The organism is Streptomyces sp. NPDC006296, from assembly GCF_040613235.1.
Taxonomy (GTDB): Bacteria; Actinomycetota; Actinomycetes; order Streptomycetales; family Streptomycetaceae; genus Streptomyces.
This window is the reverse complement of record NZ_JBEXRT010000014.1, coordinates 80735-98311: the sequence shown is the minus strand read 5'-3', so window position 1 is coordinate 98311 and position 17577 is coordinate 80735. Positions and strand designations below refer to the sequence as shown.

The following is a 17577-nucleotide window of genomic DNA, read 5'->3' as shown; positions in this document are numbered from 1 at the left end:
CGGTCGTGCCCGGCCGCTCAGTCCTCCGCGGGTCCGTCCTCCGGGTAGCGGCGGGGCGTCCAGACGATCTGCCGGCCGCCGTCGCGGTGCACCCACCGGGTCTGCGAGGAGCCGACGATGATGATCGTCCGCATGTCCACGTCGGCCGGGTCCAGATCGGCGAGCCGCACCGTGGTCACGGTCTCCGACGGGCCCCCGACGTCACGGCCGAGCACCACCGGGGTGTCCGGGGAGCGGTGCTCCAGCAGCAGGTCGCGGGCCTTGCCCACCTGCCATGTCCGGCTGCGGGAGCCGGGGTTGTACAGCGCCAGGACCAGGTCGGCCGTGGCCGCCGCGCGCAGCCGTCCGGCGATGACCTCCCACGGCTTGAGCCGGTCCGAGAGCGAGAGGGTGGCGTAGTCGTGCCCCAGCGGCGCGCCGGCCCTGGCGGCGGCGGCGTTGGCCGCGGTCACCCCGGGCAGCACCCGCACGGCTATGTCCGCGTAGGCGTCCTGCGAGGCCACCTCCAGCACGGCCGTGGCCATCGCGAAGACCCCGGGGTCGCCGCCCGACACCACGGCGACGCGGTGCCCCCGGCGTGCCAGGTCGAGGGCGAACTCGGCGCGTTCGGACTCCACCTTGTTGTCGGATCCGTGGCGCCGCTGCCCGGGGCGGACGGGCACCCGGTCCAGATACGTCGTGTAGCCGACCACGTCGTCGGCGGCGGCCAGCGCCCCGCGGGTCTCGGGCGTCAGCCACAGCGGGCCGGCCGGCCCGGTGCCGACCACGACGACCTCGCCGGACCCGGGGCTCCGCTCGGGACGGGGCGCGTCGATCCGGCTCGGCAGGACGGCGACGGCGAAGTACGGCACGGAGTCCGCGTCCGTGTCGGCGAGGTGACCGGTCCGCTCCCCGGCCATGGTGGCGCGTTCGACGTACCGTGCCTCGGGCAGCCGGCCCGACGCCTCGAAGGCCCGGCGCACGGCGGGGAACGTCCGCCCCAGCTTCATCACCACGGCGGAGTCCGTGGCCGCCAGACGTGCGGTCAGCTCCTCCTCCGGCAGCGTGCCCGGGAGGATCGTCAGCACCTCCTCGGCCTCGACGAGCGGGGTGCCGAGACGGGCCGCGGCGGCGCTGACCGAGGTGACACCCGGGACGACCTCGGTCTCGTAGCGGTCCGCGAGCCGCTTGTGCATGTGCTGGTACGAGCCGTAGAAGAGCGGGTCGCCCTCCGCGAGCACGGCCACGGTGCGCCCGGCGTCGAGGTGGACCGCGAGGCGGGCCGCGGCCTCCGTGTAGAACTCGTCCAGCGCGCCCCGGTAGCCCCCCGGGTGGTCCGTGGTCTCCGTCGTGACGGGGTAGACCAGCGCCTCCTCGATGTGGTCGGCGCGGAGGTACTGCGCGGCGATCGAGCGGGCGATGGAGCGCCCGTGCCGCGCGGAGTGGTAGGCGACGACGTCGGCCTCGCCGATGACCTGCACCGCCCGCACGGTCATCAGGGCCGGGTCGCCCGGGCCGAGTCCGACGCCGTACAGCCGGCCCGTGCTCCCGGGGACCGTGTCGTGCTGCTGCTCGGGCACGCTCACTCCTCCTCGCTGGCGATCGCGTTGAGTGCGGCGGCGGCGATGGCGCTGCCGCCGCGCCTGCCCCGCACGACGAGGTGTTCCAGCCCGGACGGGTGGGCGGCCAGGGCCTCCTTGGACTCGGCGGCCCCGATGAAGCCGACCGGCACACCGATGACGGCGGCGGGGCGCGGGGCGCCCTCCTCGATCATCTCCAGCAGCCGGAAGAGGGCGGTCGGCGCGTTGCCGACGGCGACGACGGCGCCCTCCATCCGGTCCCGCCACAGCTCCAGGGCGGCCGCGCTGCGGGTGGTGCCCAGCTCCGCGGCCAGTCCGGGAACGGCGGGGTCGGACAGGGTGCAGACCACCTCGTTGTCCGCGGGCAGCCGCTTGCGGGTGACACCGCTGGCGACCATGGCCACGTCGCACAGGATCGGCGCGCCGGCGCGGAGGGCCGCACGGGCGTCGGCCACCGCGTTCGGCGAGAAGGCGAGGTCGCGTACGAGGTCGACCATGCCGCAGGCGTGGATCATGCGGACGGCGACCTGGCTCACGTCGGCGGGCAGCCCTGCCAGATCCGCCTCCGCGCGGATGGTGGCGAAGGACTGGCGGTAGATCGCCGGTCCGTCCTTCTCGTACTGATGCACAGTGCCGTCGCTTTCTTCATCTTCTTCGCCGAACCGGTCGAAGAGGCCGGACAGGGGTCTGGGTGGTGGTCAGGTGCGTGTGCCCCGGGCCGTCGCCACGGCGGCGGCCAGCGCCTCCGGGTCGTCCGCCACCGTCGCCGTCCCGGTGGCGAGGTCGCCCCGCATGCGGGAGATCCGGTGACCGCCGGGGACGGCGACCACGTCGATCCACTCGCCGTGCGGACGGCCGCAGCGGCGTTCGCACCCGGACCAGTACACAGGGAGCCGTCCGGCCGGCCCGACGGCGGCCCCCGCCTCGGCCCGCACGTCGGCCAGCGACTTCGCGCAGCCGGGCCGTCCGATGCAGGCGCCCACCCCGGCCCAGGGGGAACCGGGCCCGGTGATCAGCCCGGCGTCCGCGAGGGCGTCCAGCAGGCCGTCCGCGCGGTCGGGGGCGACGCCGGTGACGACGGCGCCGCGCCACGGGGTGAGGCGCAGTTCCCCGGCGCCCGACAGCAGCCGCCACTGGGCCGGCACCAGCCGTCCCAGCGGTACGCCGACGGACAGGGCGGCCTCGCGGTGTCCGCCCGGGACGCGGCCGTGGGCCGGGGGCAGGGCTTCGAGGGGGCGGGGGCGGCGGTCCGCCGTGACGGCGGTTCCCGCGCGCCGCAGACGGCGGACGATCTCGGCGGGCAGCGCGGCGGCGGTGGTGTCCGGCAGGTCCTTCACCCGCCAGGCGCCGGTCTCGCGGGCGGCGGCGAGGAAGGCCTCGGCGGCGATGAGCGCGGCCCGGGGGCCGTCGGCGGCGGGGACGCGGAGGACCTCCTCGCCGGCCCCGACGCGCAGCAGGGCCGTGCCGTCACCGCGGCCCAGCAGGGTGAGGTCCGCTCCGAGGGCGTCCACGTCTCCGCGGCCGTCGTCGAGAGCGAACAGGAAGCGTCCGGAGAGCGCGGCCGTGCCGTCGCTCCCGCACAGGAGGCGGTCGAGGCCGGTCAGCCAGTCCCTGACGTCGGCGGACCCGAGGCCGTCGAGCCCGGAGAGCGGGGACGCGACGACGTTGCGGACGCGTTCGTGCCGTGCGGAGGGCAGCAGCCCGGCCTCGTCCAGCAGCCCGGCCAGTTCCGACCCGCAGTCGGGCCGCAGTCCGCGCAGCTGAACGTTTCCGCGGGAGGTGAGATGCAGCTCACCGTCGCCGAGGCGCCCGGCGGCCCCTCCCAGCGCGTCGGCCTGGCGGGGTGTCAGCACCCCGCCGGGTATGCGGATCCGTGCCAGCGCACCGTCGTCCGCCCGGTGCAGACGCAGCGCGCCGGGGCAGGCGTCGCCGCCGCTGCGGGAGCGCGCATCGCCCGGGGGCCGGGGCGCGGACGGGGAGGCGGACATGGCGGCGAGCATACCGACCGTGACCGTGGAGCACCCCTGTGGTCACTGTGACCTGGGGGACACCTGCCGTACCCCCGGTCCGGATCGGGGGCCGTCTGGTCAGAACCCCCCTCTCCCTGCCTACTATGCCTAGCGGCGGTCCGTACGGTCCGCCATCGCCGTACGGCGACAGGGGAGGAAGCCCGGTGAGATGCCGGCGCGGTCCCGCCACTGTGAGCCCGGCCCACCGGCCGTGCGAGTCAGGAACTCCCTTTCCCAGGCTGCTCGGTCCCGTCCGAGCCGCCGATCCGACACTGCCCGGGGCGTGGACACCCCGAGGAGGGCTGACGCCGCATGATCCTGCTCCTGTCGACGTCCGACACCGACCTGCTGAGCGCACGCGCCTCGCAGGGACCGGTCAGCTACCGCTACGCCAACCCCTCCCGGATCTCCCCCGACGGCCTCCCGCAGCTGCTGGAGGGGGCCGACCTCGTCGTCGTACGCCTCCTCGGCGGTGTCCGCGCCTGGCAGGAGGGGCTGGACGAGGTGCTGGCCACCGGACGGCCCGTCGTCGTGCTGACAGGTGAACAGGCGCCCGACGCCCAGCTGATGGCCGCGTCGACGGTGCCGATCGGCATCGCCGCCGAGGCGCACGCCTACCTCGCGCACGGCGGTCCCGCCAACCTGGAGCAGCTCGCCCGCTTCCTCTCCGACACCGTGCTGCTCACCGGTCACGGCTTCGAGCCGCCCGCCCCGGCCCCCGCGTGGGGCCCGCTGGAGCGGACCGCCCGGGACGTCACCGGCCCGACCGTCGCGGTGCTCTACTACCGCGCCCACCACATGAGCGGGAACACCGCGTTCATCGAGGCGCTCTGCACGGCCGTCGAGGACGCGGGCGCCCGCCCCCTCCCGCTGTACGTCGCCTCGCTCCGCACGCCCGAACCCGAGCTGATCGGCGAGCTCAGCGCCGCGGACGCCATCGTGACCACCGTGCTCGCGGCGGGCGGCACCAAGCCCGCGACGGCCTCGGCGGGCGGCGACGACGAGTCCTGGGACGCGGGCGCGCTCACCGACCTCGACGTACCGGTCCTTCAGGCGCTCTGCCTCACCAGCCCGCGCGCCGCCTGGGAGGAGAACGACGAGGGGGTCTCCCCGCTGGACGCGGCCACCCAGATCGCGGTGCCGGAGTTCGACGGGCGTCTGATCACCGTGCCGTTCTCCTTCAAGGAGATCGACGAGGACGGCCTGCCGGCGTACGTCGCCGACCCCGAACGGGCCGCCCGGGTCGCCGGGATCGCGGTCCGGCACGCCCGGCTCCGCCACATCCCGGCCGCCGCGAAGCGCATAGCGCTCGTCCTGTCCGCATACCCGACCAAGCACTCCCGCATCGGCAACGCGGTCGGCCTCGACACCCCCGCCAGCGCCGTCGCCCTGCTGCGCCGGCTCCGCGCGGAGGGGTACGACTTCGGTCCCGAGGAGGAGATCCCGGGCCTGGTCTCCGGGGACGGCGACGAGCTGATCTACGCGCTGATCGAGGCCGGCGGGCACGACCAGGAGTGGCTCACCGAGGAACAGCTGGCCCGCAACCCGGTCCGCATCCCGGCCGCCGACTACCGACGCTGGTTCGCCACACTGCCCGCCGAGCTGCGCGAGTCCGTCGAGGAGCACTGGGGCCCGGCGCCCGGCGAGATGTTCGTGGACCGGTCCCGCAACCCCGAGGGCGACATCGTGCTCGCCGCCCTGCGGCGCGGCAACCTGCTGATCCTCATCCAGCCGCCGCGCGGTTTCGGCGAGAACCCGATCGCGATCTACCACGACCCCGACCTCCCGCCCTCGCACCACTACCTGGCGGCCTACCGCTGGATCGCCGCGTCCGCGGAGGACAACGGCTTCGGCGCCGACGCGATGATCCACCTGGGCAAGCACGGCAATCTGGAGTGGCTGCCCGGCAAGAACGCGGGCCTCTCGGCCGCCTGCGGCCCCGACGCCGCGCTGGGCGACCTGCCGCTGGTCTACCCGTTCCTGGTCAACGACCCGGGCGAGGGCACCCAGGCCAAGCGCCGGGTGCACGCCACGCTCGTGGACCACCTCGTGCCGCCGATGGCGCGCGCCGACAGCTACGGCGACATCGCCCGCCTGGAACAACTCCTGGACGAGCACGCCCAGATCGCCGCGATGGACCCGGCCAAGCTCCCGGCCGTCCGCGCCCAGATCTGGACCCTCATCCAGGCCGCGAAGCTCGACCACGACCTGGGCCTGGAGGACCGGCCCGAGGACGAGGGCTTCGACGAGTTCATCATGCATCTCGACGGCTGGCTCTGTGAGATCAAGGACGTCCAGATCCGGGACGGCCTGCACGTCCTGGGCGGCGCCCCCGCCGGGAAGGACCGCGTCAACCTGGTCCTGGCCGTCCTGCGCGCCCGCCAGATCTGGGGCGGCACGTCCTCGCTGCCGGGCCTGCGCGAGGCCCTCGGCCTGGACGAGTCGGCGGCCACCCGCACCGCGGCCGACGAGACCGAGGAGAGGGCCCGCGCGCTGGTCCAGGCGATGGACGACGCGGACTGGGACCCGGCCGCCGTCGCCGAGGTGGCCGCGGGGCACCCGCAGGCGGTCGCCGACATCCTGGCCTTCGCAGCCCGCGAGGTCGTGCCCCGGCTCGCCGCGACGACCGACGAGCTCACCCACACGGTGCACGCGCTGAACGGCGGCTTCGTCCCGGCAGGCCCGTCCGGGTCCCCGCTCCGCGGCCTGGTCAACGTCCTGCCGACCGGCCGCAACTTCTACTCCGTCGACCCGAAGGCCGTCCCCTCCCGCCTCGCCTGGGAGACCGGCCAGGCACTCGCCGACTCGCTCCTGGAGCGCTACCGCGCCGACAACGGCGACTGGCCGACCTCCGTCGGCCTGTCCCTCTGGGGCACCAGCGCGATGCGCACCGCGGGCGACGACATCGCCGAGGCGTTCGCCCTGCTCGGCGTCCGCCCCGTCTGGGACGACGCCTCGCGCCGGGTCACCGGCCTGGAGGCGATCCCGTACGAGGAGCTCGGGCGCCCGCGCATCGACGTCACGCTGCGGATCTCCGGCTTCTTCCGCGACGCCTTCCCGCACACCATCGGTCTCCTCGACGACGCCGTGCGCCTGGCGGCCTCGCTGGAGGAGCCGGCCGGGCAGAACTTCGTCCGCGCCCACACCCAGGCCGACCTCGCCGAACACGGTGACGAGCGGCGTGCCACCACCCGGATCTTCGGCTCCAGGCCCGGCACGTACGGCGCCGGGCTGCTCCAGCTGATCGACTCCCGCGACTGGCGTACGGACGCCGACCTCGCGGAGGTGTACACGGTGTGGGGCGGCTACGCCTACGGCCGTGAGCTGGACGGACGTCCGGCCCGGGACGAGATGGAGACCGCGTACAAGCGGATCGCGGTGGCGGCGAAGAACACCGACACACGCGAGCACGACATCGCGGACTCGGACGACTACTTCCAGTACCACGGCGGCATGGTGGCGACGGTGCGCGCGCTGAGGGGCACCGCCCCCGAGGCGTACATCGGGGACTCGACCCGCCCCGAGACGGTCCGCACGCGCACCCTGGTCGAGGAGACGTCCCGCGTCTTCCGCGCCCGGGTGGTCAACCCGAAGTGGATCGAGGCGATGCGCCGCCACGGCTACAAGGGCGCCTTCGAGCTGGCCGCGACGGTCGACTACCTCTTCGGCTACGACGCGACGACGGGCGTCGTCGCGGACTGGATGTACGACAAGCTCACCGAGACGTACGTCCTGGACCCCACGAACCGCGCCTTCCTCCAGCAGGCCAACCCCTGGGCCCTCCACGGCATCACGGAGCGCCTCCTGGAGGCGGAGTCCCGGGGGATGTGGGCGAAGCCCGACCCGGCGGTGCTCGACGCGCTGCGCCAGGTGTTCCTGGAGACCGAGGGCGACCTGGAGGGCGAGGACTGAGCCGGGGCGCACCGGCGGGGTGACCCGGCCGGTGCGCCCCCGGACGCCCCGGGCCGCGGTGCGGCGGGCTGCCCCGCCGGGGCGGGCAGTCCTGTCTTGCCGTCTCCGGGCGGCGGGGTCACGCTGGTGTGATGGGTGACCGAGTGGGCCGCGCGCCCATGACATCCGTCCAGCAGGCGATGCGCCTGCTGGACGCGGTCGCGGCGCACCCGGCCGGGGCGTCCGCGGAACGGCTGGCGAGGGTTGCGGGCCTGCCCGTCGACACGGCCCTGCGCGTCCTGCGGACCCTCGTGCGGGACGGCTGCGTGCGCGGCCTGGAGGACGGCGGCTTCGTGCTGGGCGAGGACCTCGGCGGTGACCTGGGAGGCGACCGTCCCGCCCGGGACCCGATGAGCCGGGTCCGCCCCGCCCTCGCCGCCCTGCGGGACGAGCTGTCGGCCGCCGCCTACCTCACCTTCTACGAGGAGGGTGAGATCAGGATCGCCGAGATCGTCGACAGCCCGCAGACACCGCGGGTCGACCTCTGGGTGGGGTTCGAGGACGCGGGCCATGCCACGGCGCTCGGCAAGTGCGTCCTGCGCGAACTGGACGACGACGCACGCGCCGAGTACCTCTCGCGGCACGCCCTCACCGATCTCACCCCCCGCACGCTCACGCACCGGGAGGAGCTGATCCGGCAGCTCGATTCGTCGCCGCCGACGCCGGTGGTCATGGACCGCGAGGAGTACGACCTCGGCACGGTGTGCATCGCCGTGCCGGTCCGCCACGGCACCACGCTCGGTTCGCTCGGCGTCTCGTTCCGTGCGGACCGGATGTACCGGACCGGTCAGGTCCGGGCCAGCCTGCTGTCGTCGGCGGACCGGGTGACCAGGGGCCTCTCCTTCGGCGGCTGAGGCGGGCCCTGCTGCCGGGTGGCTGCCGTCCGACGCTGGCTGCCTGCTGCCTGCCGCCTGTTGCATGCCGCCGGCCGCGGGTGAGCGGGGGAGGGGGACGCGGCGGTCTGCGGCGGGGGAGGGTCGCACGCGGCGGTCTGCGGCGAGGCCGGGCCCACGAGACGGCCCGCCGGGGCGGCCTGCGGCGGACCGGCCCGGGAAGGTCCTGCGGGGACCGGCACGGGCGGGCGGGGTCCTGCGGGGCACGGGCCTGGAGGAGGGTTCCGGGGAGGGCCTGCGGTGACCGGCCCGGAGGAGGGATCCGGGGGGAGGGCCTGCGGTGACCGGCCCGGCGGAGGACTACGCGCCGTGTCCGTGTCCGCCGGCGGCCACGGCCTTGAGCTCGCCCAGCAGTTCCCGCATCACCGTCGCCATCCCGCGCTCCTCGGACTCCGCGAGCCAGCGCTCGAAGCCGACCTTGAAGACGGCGATCCCCGCTTCGGCGGTCAGCCCGGCGGCCGGTTCCGGGACACCGCGGCGGCGCAGGGTCCCGGCGAGCGCGGCCGACAGCGAGGCGAGCTTGATCAGCTCGCGTTCCTGGAGCTCGGCGTTGGCCGCGATGACGGCCTGACGCTTCCGCGCATGGGCACGCCGGTCCTCGAACATCTCGGAGACCGCGTCGAGGCCCACCGCCAGCACGTCGATCGGCGCCAGGGCCGCCGGAGCGCCCTCGGTCGCCGCGACCAGCAGGTCCTGTAGCTCGGAGTTACTGAAGAGGACCTCGCGCTTGTCGGCGTAGTGCCGGAAGTAGGTCCGCTCGGTGAGCCCGGCGCGTCCGGCGATCTCCGCCACGGTGGTCTGCTCGAATCCGCGTTCGCTGTAGAGCTCCAACGCCGCCTCCGCCAGGCGTCCTCGCGCGTTCGGCTCCCATCTACCCATGGACGGATCCTACGTGATGGCAGGGACTGACATCGAGTGCTACGTTTGATGTCAGTCCATGACATCAACAGTTCCGGAGTTCTCCATGCGTGTTTTCGTGACCGGTGCGTCCGGCTGGATCGGTTCCGCCGTCGTGCCCGAGCTCATCGACGCGGGCCACCGGGTGGTGGGCCTCGCCCGCTCCGAGGCCTCCGCCGCCGCGCTCACCGCGGCCGGGGCCGACGTGGTCCGCGGCACCGTCGACGACCTCGGCGTCCTGCGGGACACGGCCGCCGCGTCGGACGGCGTGATCCACCTCGCCTTCAAGCACGACATCGCCTTCACCGGCGACTTCCAGGGCGCGGCCGAGGCCGACCGCCGTGCCGTCGACGCCTTCGGCGACGTGCTGGCGGGCACCCACCGGCCCCTCGTCATCGCCTCCGGTGTCGCCGGCCTCACCACCGGGCGGGTGACCACCGAGCGGGACATGCCGACGATCGACGGCTCCCCGACCTCGATACGGGCGACCACCTCGCAGGCGGCCCTCGCCCTGGCCGCGCGCGGCGTCCGCGCCTCCGTCGTGCGGCTCTCCCCCACCTGCCACGGCGAGGGGGACCACGGCTTCCTGGCCACCCTGGTGGCCACCGCCCGCGCGCACGGCGTCTCCGGCTACCTCGGGGACGGCACCAACCGCTGGCCCGCGGTCCACCGCCTGGACGCCGCACGACTGTTCCGGCTGGCCTTGGACAAGGCACCCGCGGGCTCGGTACTGCACGGCGTGGCCGAGGAGGGCGTCACGATCCGCGACATCGCCGAGGTGATCGGCCGCCACCTCGACGTGCCGGTCACCTCCGTGGACCCGGCGGACGCGGCCGGACACTTCTCCTGGCTGAGCGGGTTCCTCGCACTCGACGTCACGGCGTCCCACACCCTCACGAGCGAACTGCTCGACTGGCGGCCGACCCACCCCGGCCTGCTCGAAGACCTCGACAAGGGCCACTACTTCACCGCCCCGGCCGCCTGAGCGGCGCGAGCAGCCACCCCGGGCCCCGCCCCGGGCCCCACGGATCGACGGGTTCGTGCGAGCGCTCCCCCCACGGCCGGGACGGTGCCGGGGGCCGAGGGGTCCGGGGCCGGTGCGCGGTCTCCCGGGGCGGCCGTACGGGCGGGCCACCGGCGCGGGGCGGCTGTGGCCCGGTACTGCGGGCCGGTGCTCACCCGCGCGGCGGCGGGGTGGTACGCGCGTGCCGGTACGCCTGTGCCGGTATGCCTGTGCCGGTATGCCTGTGCCGGTCGGCCGACGCCGGAACGCCCGTGGCGGTCCGTGGTCACCGCCCGGCACGCAAGCACCGCGGAGCCGCACGGTCCCGGACCCCAGCTCCTGACCAGTCACGACCGCCCCCGGCCGGTCAGTAGGTGACCTCGACCGGTCCGTAGACGACCCCGACCAGCCAGAAGCCATCAGAAGCCGATCCCCGACCGGTCAGGAATCGAGAAGCGCGCGGCGTCGAGCCGCCATAGCGTCGACCCATGGCTTCTCTCACATCCGTCACCCTCGACGTGGCCGACCCCGTCGCCGCCGAACAGTTCTACGCCACCGCCTTCGGCCTGGGCCCCGAGCTCCGCGTGCGGGCCTCGGAGGCGCCGTCGACCGGCTTCCGCGGCTTCACGCTGTCCCTCACGGTCTCCCAGCCCTCCACGGTCGACGCCCTCGTCGACTCCGCCCTCGCGGCCGGTGCCTCGCCGGTGAAGCCGGTCAAGAAGTCCCTGTGGGGCTACGGAGGCGTCGTACAGGCTCCCGACGGGACCCTCTGGAAGATCGCCACCTCGGCCAAGAAGGACAAGGGCCCGGCCACCCGGCAGATCGACCGCCTCGTGCTCCTCCTGGGAGCCGAGGACGTGCTGGCGAGCAAGCGGTTCTACGTCGACCGGGGCTTCACCGTGGGGAAGAGCTTCGGCCGGAAGTACGTCGAGTTCGAGCTGCCGTCGAGCCCCGTCACGCTCGCTCTCTACGGTCGCCGCGCCCTCGCCAAGGACGCCGGGGTACCGCCGGACGGCACCGGGTCGCACCGGATCGTGCTCACCGGCGACAGCGGCCCGTTCGCCGACCCGGACGGCTTCGAGTGGGAGAAGGCCCCGCACTGACCGGCGCCCCGGCTGTCCCGTCACGTACACCGGAACGGCGGAACGCGTCCTTCCCGGCGGGCCGCATGGCACGATCGCCCCTGTGACGAGCAGACCGTCCGAGACCCGGCACCTGCGCGATCTGGCCCTGCTGCGCCGGGTCCGCGACCGGATGGACCGGGAGTACGCGCAGCCCCTGGACGTGGAGGCGCTCGCCCGGGGCGTGAACATGTCGGCCGGGCACCTGAGCCGCCGGTTCCGGGCCGCCTACGGCGAGTCGCCGTACGGCTATCTGATGACGCGGCGCATCGAGCGGGCGATGGCGCTGCTGCGCCGGGGGACCTCGGCGTCACCGACGTCTGCTTCGCGGTCGGCTGTTCGTCGCTGGGCACCTTCAGCACACGCTTCACGGAACTCGTCGGCATGCCGCCCAGCACCTACCGGCGCCGGGCGGCCGGCGGGGCGGAGGGAGTGCCGGCGTGCGTGGCGAAACAGATGACCAGACCGGTCAGGAATCGAGAAGCCCGGGCCACAGGACAGCCCCTAGCGTGACCGGCATGGACATCACCATTCACACCAGCGTCCTCCCGCACGACGACCCGGACGCGGCCCTGGCCTTCTACCGCGACACCCTGGGGTTCGAGGTCCGCAAGGACGTCGGATCCGGAGCGATGCGCTGGATCACGGTCGGCCCCGTCGGCCGGCCCGACACGTCGATCCTGCTGGCGCCGCCGGCCGTCGATCCCGGGATCACCGAGGACGAACGCCGCACCGTCGCCGAGATGATGGCGAAGGGCACCTACGGCTGGATCCTCCTGGCGACCCGGGATCTCGACGCCACCTTCGAGAAGGTGCAGGCCGGTGACGCCGAGGTGGTCCAGGAACCGACCGAGCAGCCGTACGGCGTGCGCGACTGCGCCTTCCGCGACCCCGCGGGCAACCTGATCCGCATCCAGGAACTCCGCTGAGCGCCCGGCCGCGCCCACCGGCCCGGACCGGTGCGCGCGCGGCCCTTCCGGCGCGCGGTGTCAGCGTCTTCCGCCTGCCCCGGACCATCGCTGCGGCCTCCTCCCCGAGGAGGGCGGTGACGGCCGCTCACCTACTCGGGAAAAGGGCCACTACTCGGGAAAGGGGCCACGGACCGAGACGCCGCCGTCGAGCACGATCTGCTGACCGGTGATGTAACGGGCCTCGTCCGAGGCCAGGTAGACGGCCGCGGCAGCCACCTCCTCCGACGTGCCGTAGCGCCCCGCCGGGATCTCGGGGACCCACGCGCCGGAGGACCCGGCGTTGACGGCGGTACTGATCGCCCCACCCGCGACGACGTTCATCCGGATCCCGTCGGCCGCGTACTCGGCGGCGACCGTCCGCGCCAGGCTGTACAGCCCCGCTTTGGCGACCCCGTAACCGGCCTGCCGCGGCGCCGCCATGAATCCGGTGACCGAGCCGATGCTGACGATGTTCCCGCCGGTGCCCTGCTCCAGGAACAGCCGCAGCACGTGCCGCACCGCGCGGGCCACGTAACGCAGGTTCACCTCGTAGACGGTGTCCCAGTCCTCGTCGGCCATCTCGTGCAGCCTGACCGCGGGTACGAACGCCACCTGCCCGCCGACCACCGTGACCAGGGTGTCCAGCCCGCCGAGCCGTTCGGCCGCGCCGACGATCACAGCCTCGAGCTGCTCGGCGGAACGGACGTCACCGCTCAGCGCATGGGCCACCCGCCCGGCCGCCCGCACCTCGCTCGCGGCCTCCTCCGCCCGTGCCGCATCCACATCGACCACGGCCACCGCCGCGCCGGCGTCCGCACAGGCACGGACGATGCTCCGGCCGATCCCCGCCCCGCCACCACCGATCACCAGAGCCCGCCTGCCGTCGAGCCTGCCCAACCCGGCCATGCACCCTCCCCCTCGTCCCTCGCGTCAAGACGCCCCGAGCTGTCTACACGACGGCCTGACGGGGAGGAAGGAGGAGCGGGAGACCTTCGAGGAAACGCAGCCGGAAGTTCCCCCACTGACGAGCCTGCCACCCCACCACCGCCAAGCGTTCCGACCCCGCCGCTCACAGCGATCGCCTCCGCGGCGGAGGCCAAGAAGCTGTCAAGGCTGAACAAGCCCTGCGAGTTGCCGCGTTCACCGGATCGCCCACTGGCTACAGATAGGTGCTGTTCTCCTGGCCGCGGGGACCGGCCTCCGGTGTCATTTCATCGGTGACCGGCATGTCCTACGGGCCCCGCGTATCCCCGATTCACCGAGCGAGCCCCCATCGGCCGGCTCCGGGACCACCCTCACCGGGTGGGCCTGCTCCTCGCGGCCCGCACTCTCCCCTCGTACGAAGGAAGAACCCGTGAAGCACGAGTACGAAGCCACGTTCCTCGCCGTCGACGTCACCGGCCTCCAGAACCAGCTGACCGCTCTGGGCGCCACGCAGGCGTTTCCGCGCACCCTTCTGACCCGCAGGATCTTCGAGAGCGACGCACTCGAAGGAGGCGCCTGGGTGCGCCTGCGGGACGAGGGCACCCGATCGACGCTCACGCTCAAGCAGGTCACCGACCCCACCACGATCAACGGCACCACCGAGATCGAGACCGAGGTGACGGATCTGCACGCCATGGCCGAGATCCTGCGCAGCCTCGGCATGCGCGAGGTCCGGTACCAGGAGAACTACCGCGAGGAATGGCGCCTCGGCGAGGTCGCCTTCGACTTCGACACCTGGCCGGACCTCCCCACCTTCGTCGAGATCGAGGGCCCCGACGAGGCATCGGTCCGCCAGGCAGCCGCCCTGCTCGACCTCGACTACTCCGAAGCCCGCTTCGGCAGCGTCGACGAGATCTACAAGAGCGAGTCCGGCAGGGACATCCTGGCCGAACCCACTCTCCTCTTCACCGACGCCGACAAGCAGGCTCCGGCCGCCGCAGCCGCCCCGAGCAAGTGATCCTGCGGACCGAGCTGTGCTTATAGAACCGGCCGCGACGCGTCGGAGGACCTGCCCGGCACTGCCGATCCCGCCCACGGCAGTCTGTCCGCGGCTGCAGCTGCCGCGCAGGAGCCGGATCAATGCCGGCGTGGTGCCAGTGGTGCGCGAGTGAGACCACCTCAACGCCGAAGGGCCCCGCAGCAAGCTGCGGGGCCCTTCGACGTATTGCCCGGTGAGAGCAACGGCGGAGGATACGAGATTCGAACTCGTGAGGGGTTGCCCCCAACACGCTTTCCAAGCGTGCGCCCTAGGCCACTAGGCGAATCCTCCGCGGCAAACAATACAAGACGTTGGAGGGTGCTCGCGAACACGTCTCCCGGAGATCGTTCCGGACCGTCCTCCGGGAGGGATGGGGGAGGGGAGCGGGTGGACGGCAGGGGGTCTGGATCGGCTAAGGTGGGCGTCAGCCCCTCACGTGGCGCTATCTGACTGAACTCCCCCAGGGCCGGAAGGCAGCAAGGGTAGGTTGGCTCTGGCGGGTGCGTGGGGGGCCCTTGCGTGTCCGGAACGGGTGTTCCGCCGGGCGCCGGGTCCCGGGCGGGACCGGTTGTCGGTGCGCCCCGATAACCTCGTAGATGTGTCGTCCCTTGCGCTCTACCGCCGCTATCGCCCCGAGTCCTTCGCCGAGGTCATCGGTCAGGAGCATGTCACTGACCCGTTGCAGCAGGCCCTGCGGAACAACCGGGTCAATCACGCGTACCTCTTCAGCGGGCCGCGCGGCTGCGGGAAGACGACCAGCGCGCGCATCCTCGCCCGCTGTCTGAACTGCGAGCAGGGCCCCACGCCCACCCCGTGCGGGGAGTGCCAGTCCTGCCAGGACCTCGCGCGCAACGGGCCGGGTTCGATCGACGTCATCGAGATCGACGCGGCCTCGCACGGTGGTGTGGACGACGCCCGTGACCTGCGGGAGAAGGCGTTCTTCGGGCCCGCGTCGAGCCGGTACAAGATCTACATCATCGACGAGGCCCACATGGTCACCCCGGCGGGGTTCAACGCCCTGCTGAAGGTGGTCGAGGAGCCGCCGGAGCACCTCAAGTTCATCTTCGCCACCACCGAGCCCGAGAAGGTCATCGGCACGATCCGGTCGCGTACGCACCACTACCCCTTCCGGCTGGTCCCGCCCGGGACGCTGCGCGGTTACCTCGCGGACGTGTGCGGCAGGGAGGGCAGCGTCGTCGAGGACGGGGTGCTCCCGCTCGTGGTGCGGGCCGGTGCGGGGTCGGTGCGTGACTCCATGTCGGTGATGGACCAGTTGCTGGCCGGTGCGGGCGACGACGGTGTGACATACGCCATGGCGACCTCGCTCCTCGGCTACACGGACGGGTCCCTGCTGGACTCGGTCGTGGACGCCTTCGCGGCGGGCGACGGGGCGGCGGCCTTCGAGGTCGTGGACCGTGTGATCGAGGGCGGCAACGACCCCCGGCGCTTCGTCGCCGACCTGCTGGAGCGGCTCCGCGACCTGGTGATCCTGGCCGCCGTGCCCGATGCGGGGGAGAAGGGCCTCATCGATGCGCCGGCCGACGTGGTGGAGCGGATGCAGGCGCAGGCCTCCGTGTTCGGCGCCGCGGAGCTGAGCCGCGCCGCCGACCTGGTCAACGAGGGGCTCACCGAGATGCGCGGGGCGACCTCGCCCCGGCTCCAGGTGGAGCTGATCTGCGCCCGGGTGCTGCTGCCCGGCGCCTTCGACGACGAGCGTTCGCTCCAGGCCCGCCTCGACCGGCTGGAGCGCGGGGCCTCCCTCGCCGCGGCCGGCTCCGGCCCCGCCCTGGGGTATGTGCCGGGTCCGGAGGCGCACGGGGCGGGCGTCGGGATGCCCGCCGGAAGTGCGGGAGGCGTCGCAGGTCCCTCCGCGGCCCGGGCCGCGGAGGCGGCGGCCGCCCCGGAGTACCAGCAGCAGCCGCAGCCCCGGCCGACGACGGCGCCGCAGGAGGCGCCCCCGTCCGGGCACGCCCAGGCCCCGGTCCAGCCCGCCCAGCCCCAGCAGGCTCCGGCGCCCGCGGGCCAGCGCCCCGGGGCCTGGCCCTCGGCGGCCGGAGCCGGCGGCGGCGCGGCCGGTGCGGAGCCGGCACGCAGGCCGGGTGGCTGGCCGACCGCCTCCGCCCCCGGCGGCGGGATGCCGCAGGCTCCCGCGCCTGCCGCCGCCCCCGCTCCGGCTGCCCCGGCCCCGGCTCCCGCCGCGCAGGCGCCCGCTCCCGGCGGGCAGGGCATGGCACAGGGCGCCGCGCAGGTGCGGAACATGTGGCCGGACATCCTCGACGCGGTGAAGAACCGCCGCCGGTTCACCTGGATCCTGCTCAGCCAGAACGCCCAGGTCACCGGCTTCGACGGCAGCACCCTGCAGATCGGCTTCCTCAACGCCGGTGCCCGTGACACCTTCACGAGCAGCGGCAGCGAGGAGGTCCTCAAGCAGGCGCTCGCCGAGCAGTTCAACGCCAAGTGGCGGGTCGACGCGGTGGTCGACCCGTCGGGCGGCGGTGGCCAGCCCTCGCAGACCGGCGGGGGCGGTGGCAGGCCCCCGGCAGCTCCGTACCAGCCCGCACCCGCGCCTCCGCCCCCGGCTCCGGCGTACGAGCCCCGGCCCGCCGCTCCGGAGCCGGCCCCGCAGCCCGCTCAGCAGCCTCCGACGCAGCAGCAGGCCGGGCGGCCCGAACCCTCCGCGTACGAGCGCGCCCCCGAGCCGCCGCACGCCGTCGCCCCCGAGGACGACACCGCCGAGGCGGACGATCCCGACCTCGTCGACTCCGCGCTCTCCGGCCACGACCTGATCGTCCGCGAGTTGGGCGCCACGGTCGTCGAGGAGTTCACGAACGAGTAGCACCCCGCGGCGTGCGCGCCACCGGTGGCCGGCCGACCGCCGGGCCGTGCGTACGTCGCACCTCCCGGGGCCTTACATCGGTCGCCCCTGACGGGCCGTGCGTCCGTCCTCCCGGGTCGTACGTCCGTCGCTCGTGACGGGCCGCCTTACGTCCGCCCTCCCGGGCCTAACGTCCGTCCTCCCCGGGCCGTACGTCGGTCGACCCTTCGGGGCCGCCGGGTCGGCAGGGGGCCGGCTGTGGTGCCGGGCCGCACGTCTGCCACGCCTCCCGGGCCACCGGGTCGTACGCGAGCGCCCCGGCTACCGGGCTCTGCCCGAGCCGATCCCGCTCCGGAGCCCCGTCCGCCCTCCCCGCTGTCCCTGTGTGCTCCCCCGTCGGCCGCACCTGCTTTCCC

General features: G+C 73.9%; 13 protein-coding genes, 1 tRNA gene, 1 other RNA gene, 1 pseudogene and 1 riboswitch. Of the genes and pseudogenes, 9 read left to right on the top strand and 7 right to left on the bottom strand.

Going from position 1 to position 17577, the window contains the following annotated elements; translation table 11 throughout:
- Positions 1-17: 17 nt before the first annotated feature.
- From cobJ to ABZ172_RS12700, 3 genes are all read right to left on the bottom strand, one after another.
- Positions 18-1565 (bottom strand): precorrin-3B C(17)-methyltransferase, encoded by a 1548-nt coding sequence (gene cobJ, locus ABZ172_RS12710; RefSeq protein ID WP_356883149.1) that lies wholly within the window; start codon positions 1563-1565, stop codon positions 18-20.
- Positions 1562-2188 carry a precorrin-8X methylmutase gene (locus ABZ172_RS12705; RefSeq protein ID WP_356883147.1) on the bottom strand — a complete coding sequence of 209 codons (627 nt, stop codon included), beginning with the start codon at positions 2186-2188 and terminating at the stop codon, positions 1562-1564. Before ABZ172_RS12705 ends, cobJ begins: the two co-directional genes overlap by 4 nt.
- A 69-nt stretch (positions 2189-2257) precedes the next feature.
- Positions 2258-3559: a cobalamin biosynthesis protein CobG gene (locus tag ABZ172_RS12700; protein WP_356883145.1), complete on the bottom strand. Its 1302-nt coding sequence runs from the start codon at positions 3557-3559 to the stop codon at positions 2258-2260.
- 162 nt (positions 3560-3721) lie between these two features.
- Positions 3722-3796, top strand: a riboswitch (cobalamin riboswitch).
- Between the two features lie 84 nt (positions 3797-3880).
- Between ABZ172_RS12700 and cobN the strand changes: the two genes are divergently transcribed.
- Positions 3881-7480, top strand: coding sequence for a cobaltochelatase subunit CobN (gene cobN / locus ABZ172_RS12695; protein WP_356883143.1), 3600 nt, complete (start codon positions 3881-3883; stop codon positions 7478-7480).
- 131 nt (positions 7481-7611) lie between these two features.
- On the top strand, positions 7612-8373 hold the full coding sequence (locus tag ABZ172_RS12690) for an IclR family transcriptional regulator C-terminal domain-containing protein (protein WP_356883141.1): 762 nt from the start codon (positions 7612-7614) through the stop codon (positions 8371-8373).
- 339 nt (positions 8374-8712) lie between these two features.
- Here ABZ172_RS12690 and ABZ172_RS12685 read toward each other — a convergent pair whose 3' ends face one another.
- Complete coding sequence (locus ABZ172_RS12685; protein ID WP_356883139.1) at positions 8713-9291, bottom strand: helix-turn-helix domain-containing protein; 579 nt, start codon at positions 9289-9291, stop codon at positions 8713-8715.
- Between the two features lie 85 nt (positions 9292-9376).
- Between ABZ172_RS12685 and ABZ172_RS12680 the strand changes: the two genes are divergently transcribed.
- On the top strand, positions 9377-10294 hold the full coding sequence (locus tag ABZ172_RS12680; protein ID WP_356883249.1) for an SDR family oxidoreductase: 918 nt from the start codon (positions 9377-9379) through the stop codon (positions 10292-10294).
- A 385-nt stretch (positions 10295-10679) separates the two neighbouring features.
- Here the strand turns inward: ABZ172_RS12680 and ABZ172_RS12675 are convergent, their stop codons facing one another.
- Positions 10680-10802 (bottom strand): hypothetical protein, encoded by a 123-nt coding sequence (locus ABZ172_RS12675; protein ID WP_356883137.1) that lies wholly within the window; start codon positions 10800-10802, stop codon positions 10680-10682.
- Between ABZ172_RS12675 and ABZ172_RS12670 the strand changes: the two genes are divergently transcribed.
- The 3 genes and pseudogenes from ABZ172_RS12670 to ABZ172_RS12660 all read left to right on the top strand — a co-directional run bounded on the left by ABZ172_RS12670 (position 10801) and on the right by ABZ172_RS12660 (position 12362).
- Complete coding sequence (locus ABZ172_RS12670; RefSeq protein WP_356883135.1) at positions 10801-11415, top strand: glyoxalase; 615 nt, start codon at positions 10801-10803, stop codon at positions 11413-11415. The two genes, ABZ172_RS12675 and ABZ172_RS12670, sit on opposite strands and share 2 nt — an antisense overlap.
- An 82-nt stretch (positions 11416-11497) precedes the next feature.
- Positions 11498-11946, top strand: a pseudogene (locus ABZ172_RS12665) (helix-turn-helix transcriptional regulator).
- Between the two features lie 5 nt (positions 11947-11951).
- The gene (locus ABZ172_RS12660) at positions 11952-12362 is read left to right on the top strand and encodes a VOC family protein (RefSeq protein WP_356883133.1); all 411 of its coding nucleotides are present in this window, start codon (positions 11952-11954) and stop codon (positions 12360-12362) included.
- 150 nt (positions 12363-12512) lie between these two features.
- Here the strand turns inward: ABZ172_RS12660 and ABZ172_RS12655 are convergent, their stop codons facing one another.
- Positions 12513-13289, bottom strand: a complete 777-nt coding sequence (locus tag ABZ172_RS12655) for an SDR family oxidoreductase (RefSeq protein WP_356883131.1) — start codon at positions 13287-13289, stop codon at positions 12513-12515.
- 448 nt (positions 13290-13737) lie between these two features.
- Here ABZ172_RS12655 and ABZ172_RS12650 point away from each other — a divergent pair, with 448 nt between their 5' ends.
- On the top strand, positions 13738-14325 hold the full coding sequence (locus ABZ172_RS12650) for a class IV adenylate cyclase (RefSeq protein ID WP_356883129.1): 588 nt from the start codon (positions 13738-13740) through the stop codon (positions 14323-14325).
- A 227-nt stretch (positions 14326-14552) separates the two neighbouring features.
- On the opposite strand, the gene ABZ172_RS12645 is transcribed toward ABZ172_RS12650, so the two are convergent.
- Positions 14553-14637 (bottom strand) — tRNA-Ser (locus tag ABZ172_RS12645).
- A 132-nt stretch (positions 14638-14769) separates the two neighbouring features.
- Here ABZ172_RS12645 and ffs point away from each other — a divergent pair.
- An RNA gene (ffs, locus tag ABZ172_RS12640) (signal recognition particle sRNA small type) lies at positions 14770-14866 on the top strand.
- A 78-nt stretch (positions 14867-14944) separates the two neighbouring features.
- Positions 14945-17182, top strand: coding sequence for a DNA polymerase III subunit gamma and tau (locus tag ABZ172_RS12635; RefSeq protein ID WP_356883127.1), 2238 nt, complete (start codon positions 14945-14947; stop codon positions 17180-17182).
- Positions 17183-17577 lie beyond the last annotated feature (395 nt).

Coding starts and splice junctions, on each gene's coding strand:
- ABZ172_RS12700 (WP_356883145.1), bottom strand. CDS start 3,559: ATGCTCGCCGCCATGTCCGCCTCCCCGTCCGCGCCCCGGCCCCCGGGC.
- ABZ172_RS12675 (WP_356883137.1), bottom strand. CDS start 10,802: ATGGGTCGACGCTATGGCGGCTCGACGCCGCGCGCTTCTCGATTCCTG.
- ABZ172_RS12660 (WP_356883133.1), top strand. CDS start 11,952: ATGGACATCACCATTCACACCAGCGTCCTCCCGCACGACGACCCGGAC.
- ABZ172_RS12680 (WP_356883249.1), top strand. CDS start 9,377: ATGCGTGTTTTCGTGACCGGTGCGTCCGGCTGGATCGGTTCCGCCGTC.
- ABZ172_RS12685 (WP_356883139.1), bottom strand. CDS start 9,291: ATGGGTAGATGGGAGCCGAACGCGCGAGGACGCCTGGCGGAGGCGGCG.
- ABZ172_RS12655 (WP_356883131.1), bottom strand. CDS start 13,289: ATGGCCGGGTTGGGCAGGCTCGACGGCAGGCGGGCTCTGGTGATCGGT.
- ABZ172_RS12690 (WP_356883141.1), top strand. CDS start 7,612: ATGGGTGACCGAGTGGGCCGCGCGCCCATGACATCCGTCCAGCAGGCG.
- ABZ172_RS12670 (WP_356883135.1), top strand. CDS start 10,801: ATGGCTTCTCTCACATCCGTCACCCTCGACGTGGCCGACCCCGTCGCC.
- cobN (WP_356883143.1), top strand. CDS start 3,881: ATGATCCTGCTCCTGTCGACGTCCGACACCGACCTGCTGAGCGCACGC.